13 protein-coding genes are annotated in these 11,686 nt (G+C 44.9%); 4 read left to right on the forward strand and 9 right to left on the reverse strand.

Going from position 1 to position 11,686, the window contains the following annotated elements; translation table 11 throughout:
• Nucleotides 1-48: 48 nt before the first annotated feature.
• The 3 genes from ABRS97_RS18775 to ABRS97_RS18785 are packed head-to-tail and all read right to left on the reverse strand — an operon-like array spanning nucleotide 49 to nucleotide 3,089.
• A complete protein-coding gene (locus ABRS97_RS18775; protein ID WP_367816612.1) occupies nucleotides 49-417 on the reverse strand; it encodes a globin domain-containing protein in 369 nt (122 codons plus the stop codon).
• A gap of 46 nt (nucleotides 418-463) precedes the next feature.
• The gene (gene nrdD, locus ABRS97_RS18780; RefSeq protein ID WP_367816611.1) at nucleotides 464-2,422 is read right to left on the reverse strand and encodes an anaerobic ribonucleoside-triphosphate reductase; all 1,959 of its coding nucleotides are present in this window, start codon (nucleotides 2,420-2,422) and stop codon (nucleotides 464-466) included.
• A complete protein-coding gene (locus tag ABRS97_RS18785) occupies nucleotides 2,415-3,089 on the reverse strand; it encodes a radical SAM protein (protein WP_367816609.1) in 675 nt (224 codons plus the stop codon). The genes nrdD and ABRS97_RS18785 overlap by 8 nt, the downstream gene beginning before the upstream one ends.
• A gap of 226 nt (nucleotides 3,090-3,315) precedes the next feature.
• Here ABRS97_RS18785 and ABRS97_RS18790 point away from each other — a divergent pair, with 226 nt between their 5' ends.
• Genes ABRS97_RS18790 through ABRS97_RS18800 form a run of 3 tightly spaced genes read left to right on the forward strand, consistent with a single transcriptional unit; the run spans nucleotide 3,316 to nucleotide 5,702 of the window.
• Complete coding sequence (locus ABRS97_RS18790) at nucleotides 3,316-3,546, forward strand: FeoA family protein (protein WP_367816607.1); 231 nt, start codon at nucleotides 3,316-3,318, stop codon at nucleotides 3,544-3,546.
• Entirely contained in the window at nucleotides 3,540-5,543 is a 2,004-nt protein-coding gene (feoB, locus tag ABRS97_RS18795; RefSeq protein ID WP_367816605.1) for a ferrous iron transport protein B, read from the forward strand. Before ABRS97_RS18790 ends, feoB begins: the two co-directional genes overlap by 7 nt.
• Nucleotides 5,544-5,564: 21 nt before the next feature.
• Complete coding sequence (locus tag ABRS97_RS18800; protein WP_367816603.1) at nucleotides 5,565-5,702, forward strand: FeoB-associated Cys-rich membrane protein; 138 nt, start codon at nucleotides 5,565-5,567, stop codon at nucleotides 5,700-5,702.
• Between the two features lie 85 nt (nucleotides 5,703-5,787).
• Here the strand turns inward: ABRS97_RS18800 and ABRS97_RS18805 are convergent, their stop codons facing one another.
• A complete protein-coding gene (locus tag ABRS97_RS18805; RefSeq protein ID WP_367816601.1) occupies nucleotides 5,788-6,474 on the reverse strand; it encodes a class I SAM-dependent methyltransferase in 687 nt (228 codons plus the stop codon).
• Between the two features lie 247 nt (nucleotides 6,475-6,721).
• Between ABRS97_RS18805 and ABRS97_RS18810 the strand changes: the two genes are divergently transcribed.
• A complete protein-coding gene (locus tag ABRS97_RS18810; RefSeq protein ID WP_367859125.1) occupies nucleotides 6,722-7,726 on the forward strand; it encodes a DUF1835 domain-containing protein in 1,005 nt (334 codons plus the stop codon).
• Here ABRS97_RS18810 and ABRS97_RS18815 read toward each other — a convergent pair.
• The 5 genes from ABRS97_RS18815 to ABRS97_RS18835 form a co-directional block, all read right to left on the reverse strand.
• Entirely contained in the window at nucleotides 7,723-8,361 is a 639-nt protein-coding gene (locus tag ABRS97_RS18815; RefSeq protein WP_367816597.1) for a PBECR4 domain-containing protein, read from the reverse strand. The genes ABRS97_RS18810 and ABRS97_RS18815 overlap by 4 nt on opposite strands.
• 447 nt (nucleotides 8,362-8,808) lie before the next feature.
• The gene (locus tag ABRS97_RS18820) at nucleotides 8,809-9,099 is read right to left on the reverse strand and encodes a hypothetical protein (protein WP_367816595.1); all 291 of its coding nucleotides are present in this window, start codon (nucleotides 9,097-9,099) and stop codon (nucleotides 8,809-8,811) included.
• Nucleotides 9,096-9,437 carry a hypothetical protein gene (locus tag ABRS97_RS18825; protein WP_367816593.1) on the reverse strand — a complete coding sequence of 114 codons (342 nt, stop codon included), beginning with the start codon at nucleotides 9,435-9,437 and terminating at the stop codon, nucleotides 9,096-9,098. Before ABRS97_RS18825 ends, ABRS97_RS18820 begins: the two co-directional genes overlap by 4 nt.
• A gap of 14 nt (nucleotides 9,438-9,451) precedes the next feature.
• A complete protein-coding gene (locus ABRS97_RS18830; protein WP_367816592.1) occupies nucleotides 9,452-10,957 on the reverse strand; it encodes an MFS transporter in 1,506 nt (501 codons plus the stop codon).
• A 174-nt stretch (nucleotides 10,958-11,131) separates the two neighbouring features.
• A complete protein-coding gene (locus tag ABRS97_RS18835) occupies nucleotides 11,132-11,674 on the reverse strand; it encodes a Rieske 2Fe-2S domain-containing protein (RefSeq protein ID WP_367816590.1) in 543 nt (180 codons plus the stop codon).
• Nucleotides 11,675-11,686: the final 12 nt, after the last annotated feature.

An 11,686-nucleotide genomic window follows, 5' to 3' on the forward strand; every position in this document is an offset into this window, starting at 1 on the left:
GCCCTGCCCTGCTCTGCTCTACCCTGTCCTACCCCACCCCACCCCACTCTACTCTTCTTTATTGACAAAGAAATAAGCCGGGCCTTTCAAACGATCCAAAATGACCAACCGCAGCTCATTGGAAGGCACAACTTCCTCGAGGGTGCTTTGCATACAGGCCAACCACGCTTCGGCCCGCTCCCTGGTGATCGGAAAAGGCGCATGCCGGGCTCTCATCATGGGATTGCCGTGTAAGTCCGTGTACAAGGAAGGCCCTCCAAAAAATTGCGTCAGAAATTGAAACTGCTTTTCCATCAATGGTTCCATATCATCTGGAAAAATAGGCGCAAGCAAAGGATGCGCCAGGACTTTTGGATAAAATGTATTCACGATCTGTCTAATTGTTTGCTCTCCACCCATATATTCATAGAGTTCCATGATTGCGCTTCGCCTCAACCTTCTATTCGTGTACAACCTTTCTCCTCTAGTTTACACGAAGCTCCGAGCTTGCGGTGTTACTTAAATCACACGTACCCATCCTTTTTCTGGTATTCCAATCATACCTTCTTGCTTTACTCCAGAAATTATACTCACCGCCGTAATAACCGTCTTGATCCACTTTAATTTTCTTTCTTGAAATCATCTTCACATACCCGATAACCCTGCTGTAGGTTGCGATATCATCGCTTCCGCAAGCCGGGCAATTCTTAATGCTCTTCCCATCCGTTGCCACTAACTGCCGGCTGCAGCTTAAACAGCTGGACATCGTGGGCGTTAGTGTAATGTAGTGGATAGGCTTTTCGAAGATGTTGCTCAAATATTGCGCAAGCCGGCTCGGGGCAATTTTGCTTTCCACAAAATGATGCAGAATGCTGCCCGACGTGGCATATCCTTGAAATTCAGCGCTATTTTCAATCTGTCTGATGAAATCGTCTTCGCTGAAGGGAAGCATGCACCCGGATGTTAAATAGACGTTCTCGCCGGAGCCTTGTACATAGATGCTGCGTCCGTGCTGCTCCGCCCACTTCACATCATGCCTTGCCAGCTTAATCGCGGCGTTCTCCCCTGGGGCAAATTCAATCCCGCAAGCTACCCCGTCGCGGACGATGAATTCGTTAATAATCTCCGTCATGTACTGCATAAGACGATGGGCAAAATCCTTCCCTTCGCTGTTATTCAATCCGCCCTCAAACCCCATATTATGTAATCCTTCGTGCATCCCCGTAACGGCAAAGACATTAAAATAATTTTTCAAATCCTTGTTGAATGCATAGAAAGTCGGGAACAATTCTTTATTATTCTCAATCCAGGCTCTTTTGGCCTGATGTCCTGCCTGCATGATTTCCAGATAGGCTCTCATCTGATCTCGCAACAGAGCTTCGTTCTCGCCGAACTCCATGAGGACGCGGTTCAGGTTTAAATTCAATACTTGAACAGCCCCGGTCGATCCGGTGGAACTGCCAAATATGCCACTGCCCACCTGGGAGAGCACAGAAAGATCAATCTGCAAGCGGCAGCATAAGCTTCGGCTCACTTCCGGATCGCGCGGTTTAATCATTGGATTGAACTGTCTGTACGTTTCATCCAGGAACGGCTTGGTCCGGAAGTTCTCGAAATAGACGCCGCCCCAGTAATACATCTTCTCCAGCATATATAAAAACAACTCATTTTCGAAATTAAATGCATCATCAATTTGAACCGTCATTAAAGGGAAGGTGAACGGAATGCCTGAACCGGTCCCCTCCTGCATAACATCAATAACCGCTCGGTTAATTCGATCGAAATAGGAGGATGGAATGTCCTTGTATTGGACCGATTTGGCCTCTCCCCCGACAACCGCGAAATCATCTTTGATTTCCTCAGAAGGCTTGCCGAATTCCATCGTAATGTTGGAGAAAGCTGATTGGGATCCCCCTCTCAGCGGCATGTTCATTTCCCAGATCAGGCTTTGAAACAACTGCTTCAGTTCCTCATCCGTATAGAATCGGCCCTGCTCGATTTCCTCAAAGTATAAATAGGAAGCCGCAATCGTGGTCATTTGCGATAACATAACCGCACCTGACACTTGCTGCGACATCAATACAATCACGTTGCTGAAATGTCTTAACAGCGTATCCAGCCTCTTTGCCGGTTTGGAGGACAGCATGTTTTTGGCTAGACTTGGAATTCCGAGCATAGCAATATCCTTACATCCGACGCTCATGCAATAAGGACTCAACTGTTTATCATGAATATACACGATGCCTTCTTCATAAAGCTCCGTCAGCTTCTGCGGTAAAATGTGCGACAGCAAAAATTTCTCTTCGCCGAAATTCGTGAGATTGTGCCGGAGCAGCGATAAAGAGTACACAAAATTACTGTTTTCATGCTTTAAGTAATCCGATCTTTTGTTATCTACCCCCGAGGTAAACGTATCGATGATTTCTTCCAGTTGATTAAACATCGTGCATCTCTCTTTCCGAGTAAAATTCGTTTAGTTGGTAAGGAACCTTGCTGTTATAGCAGCGATTCAAAAAGTTCACATAGTGCTCGATTTGTTCAAAATAGTCCCCACTTAAAACCGGGTATTTGACAGTTCGAACCTGGCTGACTGGGCTGTTATGTTTAATGACCGTATGCAGCGATTCCAGCATATTTCGAATCAGTTCCTTCGTCGGAACAATTCCCAGAACCGTCTGGTAGATAGCCGTATCACGCTTTTGTTCAAAACAATGGTAAGGCATTTTCATATCGATATGGATGCCGTCGACCCAATCGTTTGCCAACAAGGCATTGATCTTCTCCGGAAAAGTGCCGTTCGTATTGATGATGATTGTCTTCGCAAACACGGTTTTCAAAAGCGATAGAAATTCGCAAATCTCTGTGAGGTTGCCCATGAGAAACTCGCCGCCGCTAATAATAATGGCGTCAAATAAATAACCGTTCTTCTTGATCTGCTCGATGATATCGGTGGATGTCAAAAAAAAATCATGATCTGCGGCAACCAATTCCGCATAGTTATGGCACCCGCAGCAGTGTAAATTACACCCGGCAAGCGAATGGATCAATAACGACGTGTAACCAGGCAGATCATCAAACGTTCGAACCATCTTTGTATAGAATTTTAGCATTCCCGCCTCTCCCTTCTGCTCACTTACAAACGTTCAAACTATAGTGTAGCTTAAGATTTTCCTCGAAAATGTTATACGTATCACAGTTGGAAATCGCGAATTAAATATCCACATTTTGTATGTATTAACTCCTGCGGCGTTGTGATCAACATCACATTCCAAAAGCTCTCTTTTGATTATAATCTTCTTATTGATAATCATTTTCAGTCGAGAAAGGATGATAGAGATGCGGCTAACCGAAACAGGCATTGATCAAACAGTGCGAATCAGCGATTTAGCGGGCGCCCATGCATTGGTGCGCAAACGCTTAAGTGATCTTGGCATCATCGAAGGTACTATGGTATGCATGAAGAAATACCTCCCTTTCAAAGGCCCATGCACGATCGATGCAGGCGGGCTCTGGATAGCTCTCCGACATCGTGAAGCAAACAGGATTCTGGTGGAAGACGTATGCTGACCATCGCCCTGATTGGCAATCCCAACACGGGAAAAACTTCATTATTCAACACACTGACCCGCTCCTACGAGTATGTTGGGAATTGGTCGGGTGTTACCGTAGAAAAAAAGGTCGGCATTTTAAAAAATAAACAAGGTCAACTAGTTGATCTCCCCGGGATTTATTCCTTAAGTCCCTTGTCGAAAGACGAGGGCGTCACCACACAATTCTTGGCGCAAGAGGATTGCTCGTTCATCCTCAACGTGGTAGATGCAAGCCAACTAAAGAGAAATCTGCATTTGACTTTTCAGCTCGCAGAGATGGGCAAACCCTTGCTGATTGCTTTAAATATGATGGATGTTGCCAAGGGACGCGGCATGCAGATTGACGTTCAAGCATTGTCGGAACTGCTCCAGCTCCCCATTATTCCCGTAGTAGCCCGCACCGGTGCAGGGTGCAGAGAGCTTTCTCAGACATTTACGAGCAGCCGGCTTGATGGTCAGCACTCGCTTCAGCTGCATTATGGTCAGATTCTGGAAGAAGCCATCCTACGCATATCCAATCAACTGCCGGCGGAAGCCAGGTATAAGCGTTGGTTGGTCCTGCAATATTTTGAGGGTAATCTGGTTGCACAACGCTTGTTAGAGTCGATGATCACAACTGATCAGCTGCATACATTATTCAGGCTTACCGAGAAAGCCCTAAGGGAACAAACCGGCAAATCGCTATGGCAATATATTCAACATGTTCGAAATGAAGCGATAGACGCGATATTGCGTAAATGCTTCATGCAAAAAAACAATGGCTCTATTCCCTTTTCGGAACGAATCGACCGCATTGTAACGAATAGATATCTAGGCATTCCCTTATTTCTTGCTGCGATGTATCTGACCTTCAAGCTAACTTTCGAATGGATCGGCGGGCCTCTTTCAGATCTTCTGGATGGATTTCTGCATGGTTATTTCAATGAAAAATTGATTGAATTTCTGAGTAGGATCGGCGCTTCCGAATTCATACAAGCTGTCATAATGAATGGGATTGTGCAGGGTGTCGGGGGTGTTCTTGTATTTGTACCGCAGATTTTTGTGTTATTTGGCATTATTTCATTTATCGAGGATTCAGGGTATATGGCGCGCGTGGCTACTGTTATGGATAAAGTTGCCGAAATGGCCGGACTAAACGGGAAAGCCTTCATTCCCATGATTATTGGTTTCGGGTGCAATGTGCCGGGAATTATGGCGGCAAGAAGCATTGAGCAGCCTAAGGAACGGCTTATGACGATACTGCTTACGCCGCTTATGTCCTGCTCGGCCCGACTAACCGTGTATAGCTTGTTTGTCGGGACGTTTTTTAACGAACATCAAGCCCTCATTGTTCTTTCACTCTATGTTCTCGGCATCGTGATTGCCTTTTTACTGGCGAAAGTATTCTCATTATCGATACTCAAAGAAGAGAAATCAATTTTCGTGATCGAATTGCCGCCTTACCGGCTTCCGCAATGGACGACCTTATTTCGAGGGACCTGGGAGAAGGGCAAAGGTTTCGTCAAAAAGGCCGGCACCTTCATATTCGGCGGCTCTGTGGTCATTTGGCTGCTGAGCTATACGGGGCCGAGCGGGTGGAATTTGCCTATGGAACAAAGCTTTTTACATGCCATCGGAGGTGTTCTGGCACCTCTCCTCGCGCCGTTAGGTTTCGGCAACTGGCAGGCAGGCGCGTCCTTGGTTAGCGGTTTTTTCGCTAAGGAGGTTGTTGTTTCCACGATGAATATTATTTACAATGCACCTTCTGACGCGCAGCTGCAAGATATGTTGACAGGCTTTTTCACTCCGCTGCAAGCGTATTGTTTCATGGCCTTTATCCTGCTGTACGTACCCTGCTTAGCCACTGTCGGTGTCATTAAGAAGGAAACGGCCTCCATCCGCTGGACGTGGTTTGCTGTGGCCTATTCGTTTATGGTGGCCTACATTGTCACACTCATCATTTACAGAATCGGCATTTGGCTTGGGTATGCCTGATTGGATGGAGGAGGGCTAATTATGCTGCTGAATATCGCTGCCGGATTGTTGATTTTTGGCTATTCGTTATGGACAATTATTAAGTATTATCGAAAGAGTAAACAAGGTAAATGCGCTGCCTGCGAGCTGAGTAAGCACTGCCATAGCAAGTGCAAATAAATGGAAAAGTAAAGTCTGCTTGCAAACTCTACTTTTTCATGCGTTAAGTTGATGGCTGTTTTTAATATACACCCTTCCGAAACGTCTATATTTGAAGCCACCAGACACCTGCGCATTCAGGCAAGCAAACAAGATCTTCATCACGAACTTTGTTTGCCAGCGCATCCCCAAAGAAAAATCGGGTCAATTCCTCAGCTTCATTTATACTCTCAAAATGGTAATCAGTCCTTAACCACTTGTGATTAAAGCCATATTCTTCAACCAATATTCGATAATATTCTTTTAGAACATGTGGAGGATCAGGCACCTCCGTTCCAGTACCCATTGTCTCAAAAATAATAATTGTTCCATCCGGGCGAAGAACTCGTTGCAGCTCTGAAATTATTTGAGTAATGTTTTGTTTCCAATCCTGAACATCTGTATTAGCTAAATAGGCAATAGTCCAACCTGCAACAACGACATCGGCACTTCTATCTTCAAGAGGAAGCTTTCTATTGTCAGCTACCTTAGTCAAGAAATTCGAATAGCCCAACTTCTTTAATTTATTTTCTGTTATTTGAAGCATAGTTTCTGAAGCATCCAAAGCAATGATTGATTTTGCTTCTTGTGCCAGTAAAGTAGTCAATCTACCTGTGCCCGCCCCCAGATCAATTATATCCAATCCTTTTACTGCCCTGATTTCCTCAATAATTTTGATTAAATTAGGCTGTCTGGAAATTAATAGCTCATACTTCGCTGCCTCATTCTTATAAATGTCAGTATGGTCCGGCATCGTGTATCCTCCTTCATTTTAACTTCTCTCATAGAATAAAGGCTGACGTTGCGATAAGGTCAAGATTTTTGCAAAAAAGGGAAGAGAAACCATTAACTCGAATAATTACTTATTACATAATCGGAGAGAGTAAGCGAAATATGCTTATGTGGAAGGGAGGCTACAGCAATTGAACAATCTATCAATAATACGTAAGGCAATCGATGAACTTTCCCCGCAAGAAGCAAAGAAGCTCCTCATGCTTATCATGCTTCAACTGGATATTATAGATGAAGCGAACAATGAAGCAAAAATAGATCTATATAAAAGCATGAAGGCACTCTACGGTGAACTTCTAGTTCCAGATAATCGAACAATGAACTGGGAACCGAATGCTGCCGCCACGAAAGTACACATAGTTTTCGGTGATTCTATTGCCGGAAGTTTGAAATTGGCCATTAAGCAGATGGGATATGCGGATGCGAACAAGGTGATATGTTTTCGGGATCAATATTCGATTGGTCCTCTATGGCAACTTCATGAGAAAGGTGGACGAGCCTATAGAGGTGAGTGGTTCAGAGACCACATCAACAAGGGGGACGAGGATGCTGAGTATGGTGAGGAAACTTATCATCAAAGACTTACCGAGCAAATTGCCACTATTCCGGCTGAAGCTTCCATTGTGATATGGAGCGGAAATAACGCTCACGAGCAAGTTGGATTGCGATATGCCGTTTATTTACTGAGGGAAATTCAGATTCAGAATGAACTATTTGTTTTTAATGTAGAAGAAGCTTGTGAGAGAAGGTTCAATACTGCTGATCGGTCAATCGTCTATTTACACGCAGGAGAAATCCCTCCAGAGAAGCTTCGGTCTGTTTTTGGAGAAACCGAGGAAAGTGGGCCTATAACATGCGAAACAAGGCAGTTGCTGGAACAGGAATGGTTATCGCTTGCGAAACAATATCATGTATTACGGATATGGGATGGTGAACGTATCCTTAACGTCGAAGAACAGCATTTCGATTCCTATTTGCTGGAGACTGTTGAGAAACTGCATACCTGCAGGTCAAATAATGATTTTATTAAGGCTGCAAGGGTAATAGGTGAAGCACTCGGATACTGTGATCAATACATTGGTGATAGCTATTTTGAATACCGGTTAAGGCAGCTTGTCTACAATGGATCCTTGGAAATCAAAGGCGTACCGCGAGCGATGAGGTACTATAGCGTAAGGCGCAAATGCTTAAAATCGATTTTTTCAAAAATCTAGAGGCCTCTTTTTATTTGTATATTATCAGCCAGCGTAGGCGAATTTATTAATTCAAGATTTTGACCTTCGGTATATACTTGGATCTTGTCTATAAGTACTTTGGTCATGTTGGAGTAAGGATTTTTTCTTTCTAGGAAAGTAACTGGAATATATAAGTCCGTAGATGTTTCTCTCTTAATTCCCAAATGGAGAACGCGGCCGCTGTATGTATTGTAAAACATAAATTCAGCATCTATTGTGCTTTGTGCCAGATCTGGTCTAAATATTATGGCTTCCGGATCATACATAAGTTGATTGATAAAAGGGAAATGTAAGATACGGTAGATTATTCTTACGTAATTACCTTCATTCGCTCGTTTAAGATCCAGCAAGGTTAAATTTCCGCTTTTTAGTGCCGGAAACCCACGTTTCCCTCGATGAGTAGAACCCGTTTTTATTTTATGAATGCCAAGCAAATGCGGTAGATCCGAGGTCTTGAAATGCAACTTGATCTCTCCGACCTTATGCCTCACTTTGTAATGGAAAATTCGATTACAAAGAAGCTGTTCATAAAATTCAGCAAGTATTTGTAGACTTAGTTCTTCCTCTGAAGGTAACTCCTTGAGATTTAATAGTTCTTGAATGCTTAATGGCATAGTTCTCCCTAAATAAAGAATCGACCTTGTATGCCAAGGTCGACCCGATTAATTAATCCATATAAGTTGGCAGCGACAGAGATCATCTCCCTGTGGGATAGGAATGGTATAATTTTTTCACCCTAAGGTGCCCCCAAGCGGGTACGCGCGAGTGCCACATCCGCGTAATCGGACAGACAACCTGAAGTTGTCGACATAATTAGTATACACAGAATTCTAAAAAAAGTACACTCCGTAGTTTGAAAAAAACTAGGTAATATCTACTTAATTAAATATAACGCATGCAACAGGGTTGAAAATATGTATGCAGCAAACTCTGGGTGGAAAGGGATAAAATGAATACTAAGAAAAGAAAAACAGGGCAAGCCCAGCAAGACGGCCATGAGTGCTTGATCCAACAAGCCTCATGCCACTCCTTGTAAGAGGCGAGCCCTTTTAATCCTAAAACTATAAACCGAAATGGACTTTATACACCAGCTGCGCAGGGATGTCGGACGAGCTAAGAATCGCTCCATTCTCCGAATGGATGAGACTCGTATGCTCTTCTCCCCTCAGAGGAATGGCCAAGAATTGATGCTCATTCATATACATTTGCATGTAGTCCCGATCTTCGGAAATACGTATCTTCTCCAGCTTCATTTTCTTCGGGGGCGCCAGCGGGTCAAGCCCTGCCTGATCCTCAATGTGCACCTCAATCTGAGAGCCGATCCATTGCGATAATAATTCTTCCCATTTCATGCGGTGGCCTCCTTCTTCAGGCTGCAGCAGCCAGCATCTTCTTTTGGCGTTACCTTCACCTGGTAGCCCTGAAGCGAGTCCCAGCAATCGGAGCCAGAGGCTGGATCAGACGCTGCGGACTCTTCGATGTAATGAAGAAGCTCATCTTCATTTTGCCAACTCGCCATGCCCTTGACCTCGGCGACGGCGATATCAAGTCCCTCTTCTACCCGCGAATCGATATACCAGGTTCCTTTCCCGGCGAAAAGCGCCTCCAATAGTTGTTCGATCCTTGCATCGAAGGGCGACTCGGCGTGCTCGCGAATAAAACATAAATCCAGCGTAAACTCACTCAGCATGGTTCATCTGCCTCCTACTTAAAGCCTCTTTGTTTCGTAATATCGCTAAACATTCCTGAATAGTAGACGACATCTCCGGCGTCATTCTTGACTGCGCTGATCGTAAGCCATTCCAGATACACATCGCCGTTCTTTTTGCGATTCCAGATTTCGCCCTGCCAGAAGCCCTGATTGCGAATTTTATCCCACATGGCATCGTAGAAACTGCGATCCTGTTTGCCCGATTTCAACAAGCTTGGCGTTAGTCCCATGACTTCTTTGGCGTCATAACCCGTCAGCTCCGTGAACGCAGCGTTAACCGATTGAATCTTGCCATTCGTATCCGTGACCATAATGCCTTCTACCGTGTTTTCAATAATTTTGGACGACAGGCCTAATTTCTCCTGATAGAACATCCAAACGATGAGTATTAAGCTGGCTAAAGCGACTTCTGATAAAGCCATGAAGCCAATGGCGTAATGACCTGTGAGCTTGAACAGGAACGTTAGCAGCAGCGGCGGGAAAAATCCGCCTAATCCGCCCATTGCTGAGATAATTCCGTTCGCGATACCCGCTTGCTTCGTAAAATACATGGGAACCAATTTAAAGATCGTGCCATTGCCGGTACCTGCACAAAATGCAATCGTTAAACAGCCTACCGTGTACCAGGTCATCGACGGCGCAAAGGATAACAGAACTCCCGCAGCCGTCAAGCCGGCGAAGACGAACATCAGAATTTTGAACGGGTTGAATTTATCCCCGAGGTAACCCCCGATTGGTCTCATCGCCGTTGCCAGCACAATGAATCCAGCCGTACGCATGCCGGCATCTACTTTCGATAAATGAAAGCTGCTTACCATGAAATTCGGCAAATACACGGTGAATGCGACAAAAGAGCCGAAAGTCAAAAAGTAAAACAAGCATAAGAACCAGAGCTTGGAATTGCCTGAAACTCCTTTGATTTGCTCGACGAGCGATGTTCGTACAGGCGTCTCTTTGCGATCACCCGCGAAAAAGTTCAATACAGCCATAACAATCAGTAAAATGCTGTACAACAATACCGTCTTGGACCACCCAATATGATTGGCAATTACGGGCGCTCCAAACGTAGAGAGTGCGGTTCCCAAATTCCCGATTCCATAAATCCCGTTGACGAAGCCATGGCGTTCTTTGGGATAATATTTCGGCAAGGAGGTAACGCCCACCGAAAACACGGCGCCGCCAATCCCCAGGAAGAATCCCCCAATGATCAGATCCCAGAAGGAATCCGCTTGACTGACCCAGTATACAGGCACAAGCAATAAAATAAAGGAAATCGCGAATAGCTTTCTTGCGCCGTATCGATTCGTCCAATACCCGACAGGCACACGCATCACGGAACCGAACAAGACAGGAATTGCAGTTACCCACGTAAGCTGGGAGGGAGTAAGCTTGATTGTTTCTTTAATAAATGGCATTAAGGAAGACAGAATGACCCATACCATAAACCCTAATACAAGAGAAACTGTTTGGAGAGGCAATTGTAGTTTTTTCACATTCATTTGACGTCACGCTCCCGACGATAGATCCAGATGGCCGCAGGAAATAGTAAAATATTCAACGCAGCATAAACTAGCACTGTACGATAATGATCAAAGAAATAAGCATTCACTGCTTTCTGGGTAAAAACGATATTAAGAAACAACACGATACATAATAAAATGACACCGACATAACTACGTTTCATATCGCTTCACCCCAGTCGCGTAGATCGCGCCCTGCTCCTTCTTCAGGAGAATCTCCGGCAAAGGTCTCTTTGGCGGCCCTGCTGTGGGTGCTCCGGTTCTGGCATCGAAAACCCCATGATGACAAGGACAAACCATCTCATCCTTTTCTTTGCTCCAAAACACAGGACATTTGAGGTGTGTACACGCATTTTGATAAGCTTTGTATTCGTTTTCGCCAAGGCGAATCAGCAGCGCGGAATCGTGCTCGCCCGGATAGGCAAATTCAACCGCATCACCGACCTGCAGCGAGCTGACCTCCGTGATTTTCAGTTGGGGATACGCTTTTTTCGTTAATCCGGTCAATTCTTTGGCTGCGAGCGTCCCCCATGGAAGCGTAGAAACGGCGAAAACTCCGGCTGCCCCGACCAGCGTCTTCATAAAGCCTCGCCGATCCAATTTTCTTTCTTCATTTTTCCTGATATTGTGCGTATAATTGTCTTCCTTAAATGGACTATGATTGTTGTCACGCTTCAGCTTCTTGTCCTGTTCCATACAGGCTCACCC

Source organism: Paenibacillus tabacirhizosphaerae (assembly GCF_040812395.1).
In the GTDB taxonomy this organism is placed as follows: domain Bacteria; phylum Bacillota; class Bacilli; order Paenibacillales; family NBRC-103111; genus Paenibacillus_E.